Source organism: Nonomuraea terrae, from assembly GCF_044465245.1.
In the GTDB taxonomy this organism is placed as follows: domain Bacteria; phylum Actinomycetota; class Actinomycetes; order Streptosporangiales; family Streptosporangiaceae; genus Nonomuraea; species Nonomuraea terrae.
Map to the genome: position 1 here is coordinate 419,994 of NZ_JBITLL010000007.1, position 20,097 is coordinate 440,090.

Here is a 20,097-nt window from a genome sequence, read left to right on the forward strand (position 1 = left end):
TCAGCGTGGTCTCCTCGAAGAGCGAGAGGGTCGACTCATGAAACACCGGGCAATGGTGATTCTCCTTGTCCTGGCACTGGCAGTGGCGGGGATCACGGCGATGGGCTTCGTCCAGGCGGCGGAGCAGGAGCCCGACCTGGGCGGCCCCGTGGTGGTCACGCCGCGGGCCCAGCTCAGCGGGCAGGTCACGGCCGAGCCGACGCCGAGCGCGGGCGAGAGCGCGCGCGCCGGCGACGGGCCGACCAGGGCGACGACCGAGACGGCCGGGCCCGGGCAAGGGCCCGGTCAAGAGCCCGGCTCGGAGTCCGGTCAGGGGCCGGGACGCTCGGCGACGCCCGCGTCCCCCACGCAGACCCAGGGCGAACGCGCCGCGACCCGGGAGCCCCGGGCGGAGCCGGTCAAGCCGCCGTCACCCAGACCTGGCGGCGGAGACGATGATGACGACGACGGAGGCGATGATGACGACGACGGAGGCGATGATGACGACGACTGACCGGGAAGGCACACGCGGGTGAGTGCCCGCGCCCGGATCGTGGGCTGGATGCTCTTCGTCGTCGGTCTCGCCCTCGGTGTCGCCATCTTCGCCACCTGGATGGCCCTGTCCACCAGGCTCGACAACCGGATCAACCTCGAGCTGGACAACGAGTACGACAAGCTCAAGCGGTACGCCGCCAACGCGCTCGACCCGCGCACCGGGCGCACGGTGACCGACGTCGGCGATCTGCTCCAGAACTACCTGCAGGTCAACACGCCCGACCGGTGGGAGACGTTCTTCTCCATCGTCGACGGTGGGCCCCACAAGATTACGTTCGTCCCGCCGCCGGTGCGCCTGGACACCGACCTCCAGCTGCTGGCGGAGATGGCGAAGGAGACCAGGGCCGTCCGGAAGGAGATGGACACCCCCCGCGGAGAGGTCCAGTACGCGATCTTCCCGGTCACCGTGGCCGGCGACCCGCGCACCGGCCACTTCGTCGCGGCGGTCTTCTCCGACCTGCACCGCGACGAGATCGACGACGCCGTACGCACGCTCGTCCTGTCCGCGGCGGCGGCGATGGCGTTAGCGGGCGGCGCTGGGTGGCTCGTGGCGGGCCGGGTGCTGGCGCCGGTCCGGCTCGTCCGGCAGACCGCCGAGCAGATCAGCGACTCCGCCGACCTGACCCGCCGGCTCGACGTGCCGGGCAACGACGACGTGGCGGCGCTCGCGGCGACCTTCAACCACATGCTCGACCGGCTCGAACACGCCTTCGTCGTGCAACGGCACTTCATGGACGACGCCGGTCACGAGCTGCGCACGCCGATCACGGTCATCCGCGGTCACCTGGAGCTCATGGGCGATGACCCCGACGACCGCGCCGAGACCCTCGCGCTGGTCACCGACGAGCTCGACCGGATGAACCGCATCGTCGACGACCTGCTCACCCTCGCCAAGGCCGAGCAGCCCGGCTTCCTCAATCTCGACAACGTCGAGCTGGCCGACCTCACGGTCAGCGTGGTGGCCAAGGCCCGTGGGCTGGGCGAGCGCAAGTGGCGCGTCGACGAGGTGGCCGAGGCCCGCCTGCCCGCCGACCGCCAGCGGCTCACGCAGGCCATGATGCAGCTGCTGGCCAACGCCGTGCGCCACACCACCGACGACGATCTGATCGCCGTCGGCTCCGCCGTCCGCGACGGCCGCGTCGACCTGTGGGTGCGCGACAGCGGCCCCGGCGTCCCGCCCGCCGATCGTGAGCGCATCTTCGGGCGGTTCGTCCGCGGCGAGGGCCGCACCAGCGCCCAGGAAGGCGCCGGGCTGGGCCTCGCCATCGTCAAGTCCATCGCCCAGGCCCACGGAGGCACCGTGCAGGTGATGGACGGCCCCGGGGGCGGCGCCTGCTTCGTCATATCCCTTCCGCTGTGGGAGCTCTGGAGGTTGAATTGAACCGGATTCTGATCGCGGAAGACGAGGCCCGCATCGCTTCCTTCGTCGAGAAGGGGCTGCGGGCCAACGGGTTCGTGACGGCCGTGGTCGGCGACGGGGTGGCGGCCTTCGACCTGGCCGCCACGGGCGGGTTCGACCTGCTGATCCTCGACATCGGGCTGCCGCTGAGCGACGGGTTCACGGTGCTGCGGCGGCTGCGCGGGTCGATGGTGACCATCCCTGTGATCATCCTGACCGCGCGCGACAGCGTGAGCGACACGGTGGCCGGCCTGGAGGGGGGCGCCGACGACTACATCGCCAAGCCCTTCGCCTTCGAGGAGCTGCTGGCCCGGGTGCGGCTGCGGCTGCGCGCCGACCGCACGCCCGAGGTGACCGTGCTGCGGGTGTCGGACCTGTCGCTGGATCTGCGGACGCGGCGGGCGTACGTGGGCGACCGGGCGGTCGACCTGTCGACCCGGGAGTTCGCGCTGGCCGAGATCTTCTGCCGCCATCCCGACCAGGTGCTGACGCGCGAGCAGCTGCTGAGCCACGTGTGGGGGTTCGACTTCGATCCCGGCTCCAACGTGGTCGACGTCTATGTCCGTTATCTGCGGCGCAAGATCGGCTCCGACCGCATCGAGACCGTGAGAGGCACCGGCTACCGCATGAGAGCCGCCTAATCATCAGCTCACCGGCGCTTCACTCCGCACCTTCAAGCTGTTCACAGAAGGCACTACGGAAGGAGCGGTCATGGCGACCGGACTGTTGATGGACCTCGTGGCGATCGTGGTGCTCGCCTACGGCCTCTACTATCGGCGGCACCACCGCAGGGATCTGCTGTTCGCGTACATCGCGCTCAACGTCGGGATCTTCGCGGTGGTGTCGCTGCTGCTGGTGCAGCGGGTCGACATCGCCGTCGGCTTCGGGCTGTTCGGCGTCCTGTCGATCATCCGTCTCCGGTCGAGCGAGATCACGCAGCAGGAGATCGCGTACTACTTCATCGCCATCGCCCTCGGCCTGGTCAACGGCATCGCCGGCGGCACGTGGCCGCTGACCGCGCTGCTGCTCAACGGCATCCTGCTGGTCGTGATGTACGCCGCCGACCACCCCAAGCTGTTCGGCCGCACCCGCCAGCAGATCGTCACCCTCGACGTCGTGCACACCGACGCCGACATGCTGAAGGTCGACCTGGAGAACCGGCTGCGGGCCAAGGTGCTCTACCACGTCGTCACCCAGATCGACTACGTGCGCGACGTGACCGTGGTCGACGTCCGCTACGTGGACAACGCGCGGGTGGGTGTGCGATGAGCGCCGGGCCGTACGCCGACGCGCTGCTGGCCGGCATCGCCGCCTCGACGCCGGGCGTCGGGCTCGACGAGGTGCCGGAGCTGATGAGCCGGGTCGACCGCAAGTACATCGTGACGACCACCATCATGACGCGGGTCGCGGCCGAGATGGGCGACCGGTTCCACGTGCTGCGCATCGAGGGGCGGCGGCAGTTCCGCTACACCTCCACCTACTTCGACACCCCCGAGCTGCTCACCTTCCACCAGCACCGGCAGGATCGGCGCCGCCGGTTCAAGCTCCGTACGCGGACCTATCTCGACGGCGGCGGACAGTGGCTGGAGCTGAAGCTCAGCGGCGCGCGGGGCAGCACCGACAAACACCGCATCCCGTACGACGGGGTGCCCAGCGCGACGCTGACCCCCGAGGCGCTCGACTTCGTCCGCGACACCCTGCTGAGCAGGCTCCACCTCGTCGCGCCCGAGACGCTGGGGCCGGTGCTGGCCACCGACTACAAGCGCGTGACCCTGATCGACCGGGCAGGTGGCGCGCGCGTCACCTGCGACACCGGGCTGGTGTGCCGTGACGGTTACGACAGCAGGCCGGCGCGCGGCGACCTGGTGCTGCTGGAGTCGAAGTCGGTCGACGGCAAGGGGCTGATCGACAAGGTGCTGCGCGGGCTGGGGGTGCGGCCGGTCAGCGTGAGCAAATACTGCATCGCGGTCGCGGCGCTCCGCGGCCTGCCCGCCAACCGTTGGCGCCCGGTGCTCCACCGCTACCTCGACCACCGTCCAGGGCGCCGCCGAGCGCACGACGGCCGCTGGGTAGAGGTCGGCTGGACGGGCACGGGCCGCCTGCCGGGCTCCCGCCCGTGGCCGGAGCACCGGCTCGCGGCGGAATGCCGCCCCGGGCCGGCCCGGTGACCGCACGCCGGCGCAGCGCCGATCGGGCAGTCCGAACGTACGGAACGGGGACGCCGCGGAAGTCCGCGCCGCACCTGGCGCAGCCGCACTTCCCGTGGCAGGAGTTCGCGCCGCGTCTCGCACAGCCGCACTTCGCGCGGGAGGAGCCGTGCCTCGCGCGGGAGGAGAGCCGCCCGGCCGTCGCTCGCGACGGCCGGAGCCGGAGGAGACCGCGGCGCGGTATGCGGCGGCCGGCGATGATCTCCTCGTTCGTCGGTGAGCGGTGGGATTTGAGAGGTTTGAGGGGATTTCCTGGCCTCGGGGCTTACGGGGGTTCCGGGGTTTGAGGGGGGATTGACGTGTTCTGTCTGTCATTTTCGCGGGGAATGGGAAAGCGGAACGCCGGGAATATGGGGAATCGACGCTCGGGCTTGGCGATGGTCGAAGCGAATGCGGCCGGTGTGACCCAGGTGGCTCGACAATAGTGACTTTGCGGTGATAGTCAGAGGTTGACCTGCGAGGATGAGCGGCCGAAGCGTCCGGGCCGCTCGTGGCCGACGAGGGATATTCCAGATGCTTGAGCGCATTCACGAGATATCTGCTGTCTTGCTGAGTGCGGATGAATATCTCGGTGATTTCTGGCCCAATTTCCGGAAAATCGATGGCGTGTTCTGGCGGCTGGAGCGCGTCCAGGGCTTTCACGAGAGCCGTATCGCCAGGCGGGAGAGCGACTGGGACCGGTCCGCCAAGCTGGTCGACGGCGTGCGCCCGGTGCGGCCCTTTCCGTGTCGGCGCATCCGCGTCGTCGAGCAGCCGGTCACGCCCTACTTGCAGTGGGAGATGCACGTCCTGGCGCTGCGCAGGACGACCGCCGAGCAGGTGCGCGTGCTCGACGCCGCCGAGGTGCTCGACCTGGAGGGCAGCCGTCGCCTGCCGGAGCTGGTCGTGCTGGGCACCACGGTCATGTACGAGGTGACGTACGACTCCGGCGGCGCCCACAGCGGAGCGCGGCGGATCGACGATCCCGAGGTGATCGACGCCTGCTGCGGCGAGCTGGACAAGCTGTTCGCGGTGGGCGAGGACCTGCGGGCGTACTACGAACGCGAGATCGTCCCGCTGCCCGCACCCCGGACGCTCGTCTGACCCGAGACGCGCCGGGGCGTGACGCGGCCGATTCGTCGCCGGCCAGGCAGGCCGTGTCCTGCCCTCGACACGCCCTGCCGTGGTTCCGCAGGAGCGGGAGATCGACGACCTCTTGTCGCTGATCTCCACGCGGGCCCAGGTGCGGGTCCCCCGGTGGCGCGCCGGCCGGGGGACACCGCTCCGGTTACAGGGGGAGGTCGCCGGTGGCGGAGCTGGTGGAGCCGGTGGCGCGGTAGGCGGCGATGGTGCGCTCGGCGATGCGCATCTGGTGGATCTCGTCGGCGCCGTCGGCGAAGCGGGCCCAGCGGGCGTGCTGGAACATGTTCGCCAGCGGCGTGTCCGTCGAGTAGCCGAGGGCGCCGTGCACCTGGATCGCCCGGTCGACGATCCGGTTGAGGCTGTTGGCGACGAAGTGCTTGGCCATCGAGACCTCCGTACGGAAGTCCTCGCCCTTGTCGATCTTGGACGCGGCGTGCAGCACCATCAGCTTGCACTGGTAGAGCTCCATCGCCGAGTCGGCGATCAACCACTGGATGCCCTGCTTCTCGGCCAGCAGGGAGCCGTGGCTGTAACGGTTGAGCGCCCGGTCGACCATCATGTCGAGGGCCGTCTCCGCCTGCGAGATCCACCGCATGCAGTGGGCCAGGCGGGCCGGGCCGAGGCGGTACTGCCCGAGGCGGTGGCCGTTGCCCCGGCCGCCCAGGACCTGGCTGTCGGGCAGGCGCAGGTCCTTGATGACGATCTCGCTGTGGCCGGTGGAGCCGTGCATCGTCTCCACCTCGCGGACGTCGTTCCAGCCCTCGGAGGGCAGGTCCACGAGGAAGGCGGTGTTGGCGCCGCGCGAGCCCTCCGGCACGTCCTGCTCGGTCCTGGCGATGAGGATGGCGAAGCTCGCCCGGCGGGCGTTGGAGATGAACCACTTGTGGCCGTTGATGATCCACTCGTCGCCGTCGCGGACGGCCTCCGTGCGGATCAGGGTGGGGTCGGAGCCCGCCACCTCGGGCTCGGTCATGGCGAAGCAGGACGACTTCGTCCCCTCCAGGAGGGGACGCAGGTACTTCTCCTTCTGTTCGTCCGTCGCCCAGTGCAGCAGGGTATGCATGTTGCCCTCGTCGGGGGCCTGGCAGTTGAACACCCACGGCCCGATGCGGGTCTTGGCCGCCTCCGACTGCACCATGGCCAGCTCGACGTGGCCCAGGCCCATGCCGCCCCACTCCTTCGGCATGTGCGGCAGCCACAGGCCCTCGGCCTTGGCCTGCTTGCGCAGGCCGAAGATGGTCTTGAGGTACGCCTCGCGGTCGCCCTCCTCGACCTCCTCCATGGCGGGGACGACGGTGCCCTGGATGAAGGCGCGGACCCGCTTGCGGATCTCTTCGTGCTCCGGGGCGAGGGTGAAATCGATGGCCATGCTGGTGGTCACTCCCTGTTGCTGTATCACGGTTGCTATGTCGCGGGTTGAACGGGTGGTTCCGCGTCCGGCAGGGCCGGATAGTGGCAGGCCAGCCAGTGGTCCGCGCCGACCTGCCGGATCTGGGGCTCCTCGGCGGCGCACCGCTCCCGCGCGCGCGGGCAGCGCGTACGGAACCGGCAGCCCGACGGCGGATCGACCGGCGACGGCGGCTCGCCGCTGATCAGCGTGTCCGACGGCGGCAGATCGAGCCCGCCGTCGGGGATCGAGGCGATCAGGGCCCGCGTGTACGGGTGGGCGGGACGGCTGATCAGGTCGGCGCTCGGCGCCAGCTCGCACACCTTGCCCAGGTACATGACCATGATGCGGTCGCTGACGTTCTTGACCACGGCCAGGTCGTGGGCGATGAAGACGAGCGTGAGCCGGTAGCGCGCCTTGAGGTCCTCCAGCAGGCCGAGGATCTGGGCCTGCACCGAGACGTCCAGCGCGGAGACCGGCTCGTCGCAGATCACCACCTCCGGGTCGAGGATCAGCGCCCGCGCGATGGAGATGCGCTGGCACTGACCGCCGGAGAACTCGTGCGGCCGGCGTACCGCGGCGGTCGCGGGGTCGAGGCCGACCGCCTCCAGCACCTCGTCCACGCGGTCGCCGGGCAGGTTCCACACGCGGGGGCCCTCGCCGACGATCTCGCGGACGCGGCGGCGGGGGTTGAGGGAGGAGATCGGGTCCTGGAAGATCATCTGGAGCTGTCGGCGGGTTCGGCGCAGGGCCTCACCGCGCAGCGCGGTCAGCTCCTGGCCGTCGAGCCGTACCGAGCCCGAGCGGGGCGGCGGGAGCTGGACGAGCGCCCGCGCCGCGCTCGACTTGCCGCAGCCCGACTCGCCGACGATGCCGAGCGTCTCGCCGCGTGCGAGGTCGAAGCTCACCGCGGAGACCGCGCGCACGGTGCGGCCGCGGCCCGCGGGGAACTCCACGACCAGGTCCTCCACGCGCAGCAGCACCTCGTCACGGGGACGCAGGTGGGCCTTCCCGCTACCTGCCACTGCTCTCAGCCCCTTCCGCGATGGCCGTCTCGATGGGACGCGGGTACCAGCAGGCGTACTGGTGGCCGCTGCCGTTGACCGGGGCGCCGTTGACCGGGGCGCCGTTGGCCGGGGCGCCGCCGACCAGCGGCGGCGCCTCCTGCCCGCACCGGTCCTGCGCGTACGCGCACCGCGGGCGGAAGGAGCACCCCGGCGGCAGGTCGACGAGGTCCGGCGGCCGGCCAGGGATCTCCCGCAGCCGGTGGTGCACCGGGTCGCTCAGCCGCGGCGCCGCCTGCAGCAGGGCCTGTGTGTACGGCATCCGCGGCCGGCGGAACACCTCGGCGGCCGGCCCGCGTTCGACGACCTTGCCGGCGTACATGACGATGACCTCGTCCGCCCAGCGGGCCACCACGGACAGGTCGTGGCTGACCAGCACCACGGCCATGTGGTGCTCCTCGCGCAGCTGGTGCAGCAGCCGCAGCACCTGGTCCTGGATGGTGACGTCCAGCGCGGTGGTCGGCTCGTCGGCGAAGAGCACGTCGGGCCCGCACGACAGCGCCATCGCGATCGTCACCCGCTGCCGCATGCCGCCCGACAGCTGGTGCGGGTAGCGGCGCAGCATGCGTACGGGATCGGCGATGCCCACCGAGGCCAGCAGCCGCACGGCCTCGGCGTGGGCCTCCTTGCGGCCCAGGCCGCGGTGCACCCGTAGCGGCTCGGTGACCTGCGTGCCGATGGTGCGCACCGGGTTCAGCGCGGTCATCGGGTCCTGGAACACGGTGCCGAGCCGGGGCCCGAGCACCGAGCGCATCTCGGCGGGGGTGCGCGCGGTCAGGTCGTCGCCCGACAGGTAGACCTTGCCGCCTCTGACGGCGCTGCCGGGCAGCAGGCCGAGGATCGAGCGGATCAGCATGGACTTGCCCGACCCCGACTCGCCGACGATGGCCAGGGTCCTGCCGCGTTCGAGGGTGAAGGAGACGCCGTCCACGGCCTTGACGAGGCCGCGCGGGGTGACGAAGTGGGTGCGCACGTCCTCGGCCTGCAGCAGCGTGTCGCGGACCTGGTGCTCCGCCACCGGCATCGGGGAGACGGTCACCTGCCGCACCGGCTCCAGGCCGCTCTCCCGTACGTCGGTCAGCGCGCGCAGCCGGTCGCCCACCAGGTTGAACGAGAGCACGGTCAGGAACATGACCACCGAGGGGACGAGCACGACGTGCGGCGCGGTCTCCATGAGCGTGCGGCCCTCGTTGATCAGGCCGCCCCAGGTGGGCGTGGGCGCCTGCACCGACAGGCCGAGGAACGCCAGGCTCCCTTCTGCGACGACGACCACGGCCATGCCGATGAACGCGTACGACGCCGCCGGCATCGCGACGTTCGGCACGATCTCCCGCCACAGGATGCGCCGGTCGCGGGTGCCGAGCACGCGCGCGGCCAGCACGAACTCCCGTTCGGCGAAGGAAAGGGTGGCGCCCCGGATGAGCCGGACCCATGCCGGCACCCCGAGCACCGCGAGCACGATGAGCACGTTGCGCAGGCTCGCCCCGGCGAAGGCCACCACGGCGAGGGCGAACACCAGCGCGGGGAACGCCAGCGCCACGTCGTTGACCGCCATGATGATCGCGTCGGCGGCCCGCCGCCGGTAGCCGGCCAGGATGCCGAGCGGGGCGCCGATGAGCAGGCCGAGCAGGACGGCGCCGACGCCGACGCCGAGCGAGACGCGGGCTCCGTACACGATCCGGCTCAGCACGTCGCGGCCGAGGCCGTCGGTGCCGAGCGGGTGGGACCAGCTCGGCCCCGTCTGCGGCGGCCCGGCCAGCGTCTCGTCGTAGCGGTACAGCGGCAGCAGGTCGGCCAGGAGGGCGGCGAGGAGCACCACCCCGACCCAGCCGACGGCGAGCCAGAAGCCGATCCCGAACCGCCTACGCACGTCGGATCCTGGGATCGACGGCGGCGTACACCACGTCCACCGCGAAGTTGACCAGCACGTAGCCGACCGAGATGAGCACGACGCCTCCCTGAACCGTCAGGTAGTCGCGGGAAAAGATGGAGTCGACGATGAGCCGCCCGATGCCCGGCAGGCCGAACAGCGTCTCGATGATCACGGTGCCGCCGATGAGCGCGCCCATGTTGAGCCCGATGGCGGTGATCAGGCTGATCGCGGACGGGCGCAGGGCGTGCCGCCACATGATGCGGCGGGGCGACAGGCCGCGGGCGCGGGCGAGGATGATGTAGTCCTCCTGCAGGGTCGCGATCAGGTCGGTACGCAGCAGCCGCGCGTACACCGCGAGCTGGCCGCAGCCGAGCGTGATCGCGGGCAGGATGACCGAGGTGAGGTTCCAGCCGAGGTCGACGGAGAGGGACGTCCAGCCGGTCGCGGGCAGCACGTTCCAGGTGACCGCGAAGATGAGGATCAGCAGCACGCCGAGCACGAACACGGGGGTCGACAGCAGCGCGAAGCTGAGTGCGGTGAGCGCCTGGTCCAGGGCGCGGCCGGCGCGGCGGGCGGCGGCCAGGCCCAGCGGGACGGCCAGGCCCAGCGCGACGATCTCCGCGGCGATCAGCAGTTCCAGGGTGACCGGCAGGCGTTCGGCCAGCTCGGCGCCGACGGACATCCGGGTGATGTACGACTCGCCGAAGTCGCCGGTGAGGAGCCCGCCGAGCCAGTCGAGGTAGCGCACGAAGAGGGGCTGGTCCAGCCCCAGCTCCCGGCGGAGCTGCTCGCGGCTCTCCTCCGTCGCCGACATGCCCAGGATCTGCGTGACCGGGTCGCCGGGCAGCAGGTTGAGCAGCGCGTACGACAGGAAGGTCACCACGAGCAGCACCACCACGAGCCGGACCAGCCGGTGGAGGATGATCATCGTTCGCTGACCCAGATCTGGGTGAACGGGTGGTACGGGATCGGCGAGCCGGTCAGCGGCCGGCCCTTCTCGCCGTCGGGCAGCGTGTGCTCGCCGATGCCGCGCACCTTGCTCCTGGCGATCACGGACCCGGTGTCGAGGTGGTCGATGAACAGGATCGGCATCTGGTCGCGCAGCCGCCGCTGCACGGTCGCGTACGCCTCCTTGCGCGCGGCCTCGTCCGGGGTGACCCGGCCGGCGTCGAGAGCGTCGCTGAGCTCCTTGTCCTTGAGTCTGGTGGGGTTGAGCGAGATCTCGCCGAGCGGCCGGGAGAACGCCTGGTGCAGCGCGTTGTACTCGCCGTCGGGGTCGGCGGCGGAGAACGACGTCCAGACGGTGGCGCGGAAGTCGCCGGTGAGCGCCCGGTTGATCAGGTCGGCCTGGTCGGCCTGCCGGATCGACACCTCGATGCCGGCCTTGCGCCACATGTCCTGGCACAGCTCGACGAGCTGCATGGTGTTGGGGTCGGGGGTGGAGATCGTCTCGAAGCGGATGGGGCCCTTGGCGGCCTCGACCTCCTGGACGAGCGCGGTGGCCTTGGCCAGGTCGTAGCCTGGGTAGCCGCCTTCGACGTACCACTCGGAGTCCTTCGACCACGGCCCGTCGGCGGGTTCGTTGAGGCCGCCGCGCAGGGTCTTGATGATGGTGTCGCGGTCGAGGGCGTGGGCCAGCGCCCGGCGCACCCGCACGTCGTCGAGCGGGGCCGCGGCGGTGTTGAGCAGGAAGACGTACTCGGCCACCGACATGCCCTCCGCGCGGTGCACGGTGTAGGCGTCCTGCAGGGCGCCGAACTTGGTGACGTCCTCGTCGCGGTTGGTGCCCATGGCGTCGATGCCGCCGGATTCGAGGGTCTGCGCCCGGGTCTGGCTGTCGGGCAGGATGCGGAACTCGATCTCGTCCAGGTATGGCAGGCCCTGCCGCCAGTAGTCGGGGTTGCGCGTGACGACCATGCGGTTGTCCGGCACGTACTCCTTGAAGACGAACGGCCCGGTGCCCACCGGCTTGAGACTGGCCGCCTTGGGGTCGGCCAGCGAGGACGGCGGCACGATCATGCCGATCTGGGCGGACAGTTGGTAGGGGAAGGCGACCCAGGGCTGACGCAGCTTGACCCGCACGGTGCTCGGGTCGGCCAGCTCGATCGCGGTCACCGGCGCCAGCGCCGCCGCGGTGAGCGGCGAGGCCTTCTGCGCCTCCAGGTTGTTCTTGACGATCTCACCGGTCAGGGCGGTGCCGTCGGAGAAGGTGATGCCCGGCCTGACCTTGATCGTCCACTCGTCGTACGTCTCGTTGGGAGTGAGCGACTCGGCCAGGTACGGCTTCCAGTCGCCGCCTGCGTCCACGCTCACCAGGGGTTCGATGATCGGAGTTGTCATGCTGTAGCTCTGTACGGCGAACTGGTCGGTGATCGGGTTGAATCCGTTGCCGTCGGCGCTGAGCCCGTACACCAGGCGTCCGCCCTGAGTCGGTCCCGTAGCGCCGGGCGCCGTGCCGGCCTGCGGGGTCTCGGTCGGCCGTTGCCCGCTGCACGCCAGCATCACCGTGGCGGTTAGCAGCAGAACGGCCGGAGTCCTCCAGCGTCTCATCCACGCCTCCTCCCGGTAGATCCCCCGAGAGCAATTTCACCGATAGTACTATCGGTGAAAAAGCGCACAAGTGTCGCGGGACAATCGTTATCCGGGGGTCGATGTAGGGAGAGGACTGCCGTGACCAGCACACAGCTCAGCAGGAGCGAGGCCAAGGACCTGACCAGGCGCAGGCTCATCCGCGCCGCCCTCTCGATCCTCGACGCCGAGGGCGAGGCGGGCCTGACGACGGTCAAGGTCGCCAAGGCCGCCGGCATCGCGCAGTCCAGCTTCTACGTGCACTTCAAGGACCGGCAGGAGCTGCTGCGGGTGCTCGCCGAGGAGGGCGGGGAGCGGCTGCGCAAGTCGATGCGGGAGGCGCGGCGCCAGGCCCGCGAGCACCCCGACGACCTCGAACGCCACCGCGAGACGTTCCGCATCCCGCTGGAGGCCATCTGCCGGCATCCCGAGCTGCTGCGCATCCAGGTCAGGGCCCGGCACGACCCGTCGTCCTCGTTGCGCCAGTTCGCCGCCGAGACGGCCGCGGCCTACCGCGAGCACCACGCCGCCGACCTGGCCGCGCTCGGCTACACCGCCGACAACGAGCGCGACCGGCGCCGCCTGGAGATGATCGCCGACGGCATCAACGCGGCCACCAACGCACTTGCGATGGGTCACCTGGAAGGCCGCTACCCCGACCTCGACGAGGCCGCCGACATCCTGGTGGCCCTGTCGCGCGGCGCGCTGCGGCTGCTCAAGTCCACCCGGTCAGGGGCAGGCGCCGACCATGCCGCCGACCAGGGCGTCGAACAGCAGGCGTAGCCGGGCGCTCTCGCGGTCGGGCAGGTAGAGCGCGAAGACGCTGCGGCTGACGTTCAGCCACGGCACGTCGGCCACGACGACGTCCTCGGGCCGGCCGCGCAGCGCCAGCTCGGGGATGAGCGCCGCGCCCAGTGACGCGCCGACCATCGCCAGCGTCGCGCTGAGGTCGTCGGAGTGGCCGACCACGCGCGGGTGCAGGTCCCAGCGGGCGAAGACCCCGTCGAGGACGGACGCGTCGCTGCTGGCCGGGTGGTGCATGATCCACGGCAGGTCCACGAGCTGCGCCACCTCGTACGGCGCGAGGCTGGGCCACGAGCGGGGCAGCACGACCTTGAACGGGTCCTCGCCGAGCCAGCGCCGCCGCACCGACGACGGCCAGGACAGGCCGGAGTCGCCCACCTGGTAGACGATCGCCGCGTCCAGCTCGCCGCCGACGCCGAGACCGGGGATGAGCTGCGACGGCTCGGCCACCGAGACCCTGAAGCCCGCGCGGTCCTCCGGCTCCATCTCGCGCAGCAGGCCGGGCAGCACGGTCAGGCCGAAGCTGGGGAAGACCCCGAGCCGGATCTCCTGCTCGGTGTTCCGGTGCGCCCGCTCCACGGCGGCGAGCATCCGGTCCATGTCGGCCAGCACGATCGCGGCGTGCCGCGCCATCACCTCGGCCGCGCTGGTCGGCAGCACCCTGCGGGCCGAGCGGTGGAACAGCCGCACCCCGGTCTTGCGCTCCAGCACGGCCATCTGCTGGGAGACCGCGGAGGCGGTGTAGCCGAGCCGGTTGGCGGCGGCGGCGAAGGAACCGCGCCGGATCACCTCGGTCAGCGTCCTCAGGTGTTCCGGCTTGAGCATAAGAATTCCTTCACCTCAGGAGCATGAAATGTCGTATATCACCCGCTTCAGACTTTAGTGTGAGGCGCTTTACAGTGATGCCACCGTTCGAGCGAAAGGCCCGCATGACCATCCGCGTCTTCAGGAACGCCAGAATCCACACCGGTGATCCCGTACGCCCGCCGGCCGAGGCGCTGGCCGCGGACGGCGAGGAGATCATCGCGGTCGGCACCGAGGCCGAGGTGCGCGCCGCCGCCGGCGTCGGCGCCGAGCTGGTGGACCTGGACGGCGCCGCCGTCATCCCCGGCCTGTACGACGCCCACATCCACACCGCCAACTACGCCCGCGAACGCAGCCAGGTCGACCTGCGCCACGCCCGTTCGCTGGACGAGGCGCTGGCCGCGATCGCCGCGCACGCCGCCCGCCTCGCGCCCGGGGCCTGGCTCTTCGGCGGGCGGTGGAACAGCAACCAGTGGGAACGCCCGGTGCAGCCCGACCGGCACGCGCTCGACTCGGTCTGCCCCGACCGGCCCGCCGCGCTGCCGAGCGTGGACGGACACACCGTGTGGGCCAACTCGCTCGCCCTGCGCATGGTCGGCGTCGACCGCACCACCCCCGACCCGGTGGGCGGCCAGATCGTCCGCGACGAGCACGGCGAGCCGACCGGCATCCTGCGCGAGTCGGCGTCGTACCCGCTGCGCGACCTGATGACCGCGGGCGACCTGGTGGACGAGCTGCGCGCCGCGCAGGCGGACCTGCTGGCGCTCGGCCTGACCAGCGTGCACGACATCGACGGCGAGGACTGCCGCGCCGCCTACCTGCGCCTGCACGACGCCGGTGAGCTGAAGCTGCGGGTGCACAAGGCGATCCCGGCCGAACACCTGGAGGCCGCCGTCGAGGAGGGCCGCCGCACCGGGGAGGGCGACGACTGGTTCCGCACCGGCCCGGTGAAGCTGTTCAGCGACGGGGCCCTCGGCTCGCACACCTGCCACATGATCGAGGGGTTCGCCGGCGACGAGGGCAACCACGGCATCGCCGTCACGCCGTACGACGAGCTGGTGAAGCTGGTCCGCACGGCGGCGGGCGCCGGGATCGCGGTGGCCACGCACGCCATCGGCGACCGGGCCAACCGGCTGGTCCTCGACGCCTACGAGGAGGCCGGGCTGCCGCCGGGGCTGCGGTTCCGCATCGAGCACGCGCAGCACGTCCGGCGCGAGGACATCACCAGGATGGCCCGGCTCGGCGTCGTCGCGTCCATGCAGCCGGTCCACTGCACCAGCGACATGGACCTGGTCTCCGCCCTGCTCGCCGGGCAGGACCTGGCCTCCTACGCCTGGCGCACCATGCTGAACGCGGGCGTCCCGCTGGCGTTCGGCTCCGACGCGCCGGTCGAGCACCCGAACCCGTTCGCCGCGCTGCACGCCGCGGTGACCCGTACCAGGCCGGACGGCACGCCGCCCGGCGGCTGGCAGCCGGAGCAGCGGCTCGGCGTCGGCGAGGCGCTGCGCGCGCACACCCTCGGCGCGGCGTACGCGGCGGGGGAGGAGGGCCGCAAGGGCCTGCTCACCCCCGGACGGCTCGCCGACCTCGTCGCCGTGGACACCGACCCCTTCGCGTCGGACCTCGACGCCATCGCCCGCACCAAGGTGCTGGCCACCGTCGTCGGCGGCGAGATCCGCTGGCAGCGATCCACCTGAAACGATCCACCCTAAGGAGACCCCCCACCTTGAAGATCAGGATCGTCATCCCCCTGCTGCTCGCCTGCCTGGCCGGTACGGCGTGCGGCGCCCAGTCGCTCAGCGCCGACCCGGCCGCCCCCGCGAGCAAGAGCGCCCAGCCGGCCGCGCAGGTCCAGGCGCCCGCCGAGGACAAGGCCGCCGCGGTGATCAACGCGATCGCCGCCGACCCCGCGCTGAACGCCAGGCTGCCCGCCGACATCAGGGCCGAGGGCCTGAAGATGACCACCTCGCTCGGCTACCCGCCGATGAACATGATCGGCTCCGACGGCACGACCGCCATCGGGCTCGACCCGTCGCTCGGCCGCGCCCTCGCGAGGAAGCTCGGCGTCTCGCTGCACATCACCGACGAGGAGTTCAACTCCCAGATCCCCGGCATCATCACCGGCCGCTACGACATCCTCATGTCATCGGTCTCCGACACCGCCGAGCGGCGCACGAACGTCACCTTCGTCGACTACGTCAAGGCCGGCGCCGGGATGCTGGTCCAGAAGGGCAACCCCGAGGGCATCAAGACCCCGGCCGACCTGTGCGGCAGGACGGTCTCCGTGGTCGACAACGGCTCGTCGCTGGCGCTGGCCGAGCAGACCCACGCCGACTGCGAGAAGAACGGCGAGAAGGGGCTCGACATCCTCAAGTTCGCCGGCGACCAGGAGGCGCTGCTCCAGGTCAGCAACGGCCGCGCGCAGGCCAACATCACCGACTACGTCGCCGCCGCCTACAAGGCGGGTGACCCGAAGACCGGGGCGGAGGCGCTGTCCATCGCCGGCACCGAGGCGCTGTGGGGCATCGCGCTGCACCCGGACAACAAGGAGCTGATCGAGGCCGTCCGTGACGCGCTCGACGCGCTGATCCAGAGCGGCGAGTACGGCAAGATCCTCGCCGCGTGGGACCTGGAGCAGCTGGCGATCGAGTCCGCCCTGGTCAACGGGGAGTAGCCGGACGTGCGTACCGAACCGATCATCGGCCCGTCGGGCGAGGCCGTCCCGGTCACGCGGACGTGGCACTGGGGGCGCTGGCTCGCGGGGCTGGCCGCCCTGGCCGTGTGCGGCTGGCTGGTCGGCCTCGTCGTGGCCAATCCCCGGCTCGACTGGGGCGCGGTGCGGGACCACCTGTTCCACCCGCTCATCCTCAGCGGGATCGTGGTCACCATCGAGATCTCGATCCTGGCCACCGTGCTCGGCCTGGTGCTCGGCGTGTTCCTGGCCGTCATGCGGCTGTCGCACAACCCGGTGCTCCAGTGGCTGGCCACGCTCTACATCTGGTTCTTCCGCGGCACGCCCGTGCTGGTGCAGCTCATCTTCTGGTACAACCTGGCGTTCCTGTTCCCCGAGCTGATCCTGAAGATCCCGTTCACCATGATCGGGCTCAAGTGGGACACCAACCAGGTGATGACCGGCTTCACCTCGGCGATGCTGGGCCTCGGGCTGAACCTCGCGGCGTACTTCGCCGAGACCGTCCGCGCCGGCATCCAGGCCGTCGACCGGGGTCAGAGCGAGGCCGCGTACGCGCTGGGCATGACGCCCGGCAAGCGGATGCGGGTCATCGTGCTGCCGCAGGCGCTGCGGATCATCATTCCGCCCACCGGCAACGAGTTCATCTCGATGTTGAAGACCACCTCGCTGGTCTACGTCGTCGCCGGGCACGACCTGATGACCAACGCCAGCCAGATCTACAAGGCCAACAACCTGATCATGGAGCTGCTGATCGTGGCGAGCCTGTGGTACATGCTGATGACCGCCGTCGCCACGTTCCTGCAGGGCAGGCTGGAGCGGCGCTTCGGCTCCGACGCCGTGCGGCTGGTGCGCGGCGGCGGCCTGGCCGCCCGGGTGCTGCCCCGCCAGCCGAAGCCGGAGGTGACCCGATGACCGGCGACCCCGTCGTGCTCGCCACGGGCGTCCGCATGAGCTACGGCGACACCGAGGTGCTGCACGGTGTCGACTTCAGCGTCGCCCCCGGCGAGGTGAGCTGCATCATCGGTCCGTCAGGGTCGGGCAAGTCCACGTTCCTGCGCTGTGTGAACGGGCTGGAGCCGGTGCTCGGCGGCAGCCTGCGGGTGCTGGGGGAGGAGGTCGGCCACACGCTGCGCGACGGGAAGTACCATCCTTGGTCGCCGAAGCGGTTCGCGGCCTTCCGGACGAAGATCGGCATGGTCTTCCAGCGGTTCAACCTCTTCGCCCACCAGAGCGCGCTGGAGAACGTCGCCTGCGCGCCGATCCACGTCGCAGGGATGTCCGGTGACAAGGCCCGCGAGCTGGCCATGGAACACCTGGCCCGGGTGGGGCTGGCCGACCACGCGCACAAGCGCCCGCACCAGCTGTCCGGCGGGCAGCAGCAGCGGGTCGCGATCGCCAGGGCGCTGGCCATGAACCCCACGCTCATGCTCTTCGACGAGCCGACCTCCGCGCTCGACCCGGAGCTCGTGGACGAGGTGCTGGAGGTGATGAAGAAGCTCGCCCTCGACGGCATGACCATGCTCGTGGTGACCCACGAGATCGGCTTCGCCCGTGAGGTCGGCGACACGCTGACGTTCTTCGACGAGGGCGTGGTCGTCGAGCAGGGCGCCCCGGCCGAGCTGCTCGCCGCCTGCAAGCAGCCGCGTACCAGGGCGTTCCTGTCCAGCGTGCTGTGATCAGCGCCGTTCGCGGACGATCCTGGCCGTGCCCGCGGGCACGGTCAGCCGGCCGTCCACCGGGGTGCCGTCGAGGCTCGTGCCGGTCGCCTTGACGACCGCGTCCGCGTCCGTGTGGTTGACGGCGAACAGGAACGACCGGCCGTCGGAGTGGGAGCGGCGTACCAGCTCGACGCCCGGCGTGTCGGTGGTGGCCACGCCCGCCTCCGCGCAGACCGCGGCCAGCACGCGCGCCAGCGCCTCACCGGCGAGCAGCGTCGTCAGGTAGTGGGCCGCGCCCCGCCCGGCCTCGTTGCGGGTCCAGGCCGGCTCGCCCGTGGCGTACGCGTCCAGCACGGAGGCGGTGGTGGCGCGGGCGGCCTCGCTCCACACCGTGCCCGCGCCGCCGCCCGCCAGCGGGACCGTCTCGCCTGCCTCCAGGGGGAAGAACTCCTCGACCGTCACCCCGAGCAGGTCGCGCCAGGCCCCCGGGTAGCCGCCCAGCCGGACCCGGTCGTGCTCGTCCACGATCCCGCTGTACGGCCCGACGAGCGCGACCCCGCCGCCTTCGACGAAGCGTTCGAGGTTCGCCGCGTCCGCGTCGCTGACCAGGTAGAGCGCGGGCACCAGCACCAGGCGGTAGCCGGACAGGTCGGACTCGGGGTGGGCCAGGTCGCAGGTGACGCCCTGCCGCCACAGCTCGGCGTGCCAGCGCTTGATCTCCTCGACCGGCTTGAGCAGGTCGGTGGGCTGGGCCGGGTGGTCCTGGGCCCAGACGCTCGACCAGTCGAGCAGGATCGCCACGTCCGCCTCGACCGTGCTGCCCGCCACGTCGGACGCCTCCCGCAGCAGGTCGCCGAGCGCGACGACCTCACGCCAGATCTTGGTGCCGGTGCCCGCGTGCGGCAGCATCGCCGAGTGCCACTTCTCGGCCCCCGCCCGCGACGCCCGCCACTGGAAGAACATGATCCCGTCGGCGCCCCTGGCCAGGTGCTGCACGGAGTTGCGGTGCATCTCGCCGGGCCGCTTGGCGCGGTTGAGCCCCTGCCAGTTGACCGCGCCGGTCGAGTGCTCCATGAGCAGCCACGGCCGGTCGCGCTTGAGCGAGCGGGTGAGGTCGGCGGCGAAGGCCAGGTCGACGTGGGGCTCCGGGTCCGCGCCGGCCAGGTAGTGGTCGGTCGAGACGACGTCCACCTCCTGGGCGAACGACCAGTAGTCGATGTCCCAGTGGGAGCCGCCCATGAAGTTCGTGGTCGCCGGGACACCGGGCGCGAGCTCGCGCAGCAGGTCGCGTTCGGCGCGGTAGAGGGCCGACAGCGCGTCCGAGCTGAACCGGCGGAAGTCGAGCTGCTGGGCCGGGTTGGCGAAGCTGGGGGTGATCCGGGGCGGCAGGATCTGCTCCCAGTCGCCGTAGTGCTGGGACCAGAACGCGGTGCCCCAGGCGTCGTTGAGCGCGTCGAGCGTGCCGTAGCGGTCGATCAGCCAGGCGCGGAAGGCCGCGGCGGAGGCGTCGCAGTAGCAGCGGGCGTTGTGGCAGCCGTACTCGTTGTGGACGTGCCACATCGCCAGCGCCGGGTGGCCGGCGTAGCGGCGGCCGAGCTGCTCGGCGATGGCCAGCGCCTTCTCCCGGTAGATCGGCGAGCTGGGGCAGAACGCCTGCCTGCTGCCGTGCCACCACCGGCGGCCGTCGGCGTCGACAGGCAGCGCCTCGGGGTGACGGTGGCCGAACCACGGCGGCGGGGAGGCGGTCGGCGTCGCCAGGAAGACCTTGACGCCGCCGCCGGCCAGCAGGTCCATGATGCGGTCGAGCCAGTCGAAGGTGTACACGCCCTCGTCCGGCTCCAGCAGCGACCAGGAGAAGATGCCGAGGCTGACGTGGGTGACGCCGGCCTCGCGCATCAGCCGGACGTCGTCGGCCCACGTCTGCTCCGGCCACTGCTCGGGGTTGTAGTCACCGCCGTAGGCGATCAACGCGACTCCTATTAATT

18 protein-coding genes are annotated in these 20,097 nt (G+C 71.2%); 11 read left to right on the forward strand and 7 right to left on the reverse strand.

The window, feature by feature from the left end; all coding sequences use genetic code 11:
• The first annotated feature begins 52 nt into the window (after positions 1-52).
• The 6 genes from ACIBP6_RS36005 (at position 53) to ACIBP6_RS36030 (ending at position 5,223) form a co-directional block, all read left to right on the forward strand.
• Positions 53-493, forward strand: coding sequence for a hypothetical protein (locus ACIBP6_RS36005; RefSeq protein ID WP_397058275.1), 441 nt, complete (start codon positions 53-55; stop codon positions 491-493).
• 48 nt (positions 494-541) lie between these two features.
• A complete protein-coding gene (locus ACIBP6_RS36010) occupies positions 542-1,915 on the forward strand; it encodes a sensor histidine kinase (protein ID WP_397058276.1) in 1,374 nt (457 codons plus the stop codon).
• Entirely contained in the window at positions 1,912-2,574 is a 663-nt protein-coding gene (locus tag ACIBP6_RS36015) for a response regulator transcription factor (protein WP_397058277.1), read from the forward strand. The genes ACIBP6_RS36010 and ACIBP6_RS36015 overlap by 4 nt, the downstream gene beginning before the upstream one ends.
• A gap of 70 nt (positions 2,575-2,644) precedes the next feature.
• Positions 2,645-3,202 (forward strand): DUF4956 domain-containing protein, encoded by a 558-nt coding sequence (locus tag ACIBP6_RS36020; protein WP_132612148.1) that lies wholly within the window; start codon positions 2,645-2,647, stop codon positions 3,200-3,202.
• A complete protein-coding gene (locus ACIBP6_RS36025; RefSeq protein ID WP_397058278.1) occupies positions 3,199-4,101 on the forward strand; it encodes a polyphosphate polymerase domain-containing protein in 903 nt (300 codons plus the stop codon). The genes ACIBP6_RS36020 and ACIBP6_RS36025 overlap by 4 nt, the downstream gene beginning before the upstream one ends.
• A gap of 552 nt (positions 4,102-4,653) precedes the next feature.
• Entirely contained in the window at positions 4,654-5,223 is a 570-nt protein-coding gene (locus ACIBP6_RS36030; RefSeq protein WP_397058279.1) for a DUF6879 family protein, read from the forward strand.
• Positions 5,224-5,407: 184 nt separating this feature from the next.
• Here the strand turns inward: ACIBP6_RS36030 and ACIBP6_RS36035 are convergent, their stop codons facing one another.
• Genes ACIBP6_RS36035 through ACIBP6_RS36055 form a run of 5 tightly spaced genes read right to left on the reverse strand, consistent with a single transcriptional unit; the run spans position 5,408 to position 12,136 of the window.
• The gene (locus ACIBP6_RS36035; protein ID WP_132612142.1) at positions 5,408-6,631 is read right to left on the reverse strand and encodes an acyl-CoA dehydrogenase family protein; all 1,224 of its coding nucleotides are present in this window, start codon (positions 6,629-6,631) and stop codon (positions 5,408-5,410) included.
• A 35-nt stretch (positions 6,632-6,666) separates the two neighbouring features.
• Entirely contained in the window at positions 6,667-7,674 is a 1,008-nt protein-coding gene (locus ACIBP6_RS36040; protein ID WP_397058280.1) for an ABC transporter ATP-binding protein, read from the reverse strand.
• Positions 7,664-9,583: a dipeptide/oligopeptide/nickel ABC transporter permease/ATP-binding protein gene (locus ACIBP6_RS36045; protein WP_397058281.1), complete on the reverse strand. Its 1,920-nt coding sequence runs from the start codon at positions 9,581-9,583 to the stop codon at positions 7,664-7,666. The genes ACIBP6_RS36040 and ACIBP6_RS36045 overlap by 11 nt, the downstream gene beginning before the upstream one ends.
• The gene (locus ACIBP6_RS36050) at positions 9,576-10,514 is read right to left on the reverse strand and encodes an ABC transporter permease (protein WP_397058282.1); all 939 of its coding nucleotides are present in this window, start codon (positions 10,512-10,514) and stop codon (positions 9,576-9,578) included. Before ACIBP6_RS36050 ends, ACIBP6_RS36045 begins: the two co-directional genes overlap by 8 nt.
• The gene (locus tag ACIBP6_RS36055) at positions 10,511-12,136 is read right to left on the reverse strand and encodes an ABC transporter substrate-binding protein (protein WP_397058283.1); all 1,626 of its coding nucleotides are present in this window, start codon (positions 12,134-12,136) and stop codon (positions 10,511-10,513) included. The genes ACIBP6_RS36050 and ACIBP6_RS36055 overlap by 4 nt, the downstream gene beginning before the upstream one ends.
• A 120-nt stretch (positions 12,137-12,256) precedes the next feature.
• Between ACIBP6_RS36055 and ACIBP6_RS36060 the strand changes: the two genes are divergently transcribed.
• Entirely contained in the window at positions 12,257-12,937 is a 681-nt protein-coding gene (locus ACIBP6_RS36060; RefSeq protein WP_397058284.1) for a TetR family transcriptional regulator, read from the forward strand.
• Here the strand turns inward: ACIBP6_RS36060 and ACIBP6_RS36065 are convergent.
• Positions 12,884-13,783 carry a LysR family transcriptional regulator gene (locus ACIBP6_RS36065; protein ID WP_397058286.1) on the reverse strand — a complete coding sequence of 300 codons (900 nt, stop codon included), beginning with the start codon at positions 13,781-13,783 and terminating at the stop codon, positions 12,884-12,886. The genes ACIBP6_RS36060 and ACIBP6_RS36065 overlap by 54 nt on opposite strands.
• Positions 13,784-13,887: 104 nt before the next feature.
• Here ACIBP6_RS36065 and ACIBP6_RS36070 point away from each other — a divergent pair, with 104 nt between their 5' ends.
• The 4 genes from ACIBP6_RS36070 to ACIBP6_RS36085 are packed head-to-tail and all read left to right on the forward strand — an operon-like array spanning position 13,888 to position 18,130.
• Complete coding sequence (locus tag ACIBP6_RS36070) at positions 13,888-15,459, forward strand: amidohydrolase (protein ID WP_397058288.1); 1,572 nt, start codon at positions 13,888-13,890, stop codon at positions 15,457-15,459.
• A gap of 29 nt (positions 15,460-15,488) precedes the next feature.
• Entirely contained in the window at positions 15,489-16,436 is a 948-nt protein-coding gene (locus ACIBP6_RS36075) for a transporter substrate-binding domain-containing protein (protein ID WP_397058290.1), read from the forward strand.
• 6 nt (positions 16,437-16,442) lie between these two features.
• Positions 16,443-17,366: an amino acid ABC transporter permease gene (locus ACIBP6_RS36080; protein WP_397058291.1), complete on the forward strand. Its 924-nt coding sequence runs from the start codon at positions 16,443-16,445 to the stop codon at positions 17,364-17,366.
• Complete coding sequence (locus tag ACIBP6_RS36085) at positions 17,363-18,130, forward strand: amino acid ABC transporter ATP-binding protein (protein WP_397058293.1); 768 nt, start codon at positions 17,363-17,365, stop codon at positions 18,128-18,130. The genes ACIBP6_RS36080 and ACIBP6_RS36085 overlap by 4 nt, the downstream gene beginning before the upstream one ends.
• Here ACIBP6_RS36085 and ACIBP6_RS36090 read toward each other — a convergent pair whose 3' ends face one another.
• Complete coding sequence (locus ACIBP6_RS36090; RefSeq protein WP_397058294.1) at positions 18,131-20,080, reverse strand: beta-galactosidase; 1,950 nt, start codon at positions 20,078-20,080, stop codon at positions 18,131-18,133. It lies immediately after the preceding gene.
• Positions 20,081-20,097 lie beyond the last annotated feature (17 nt).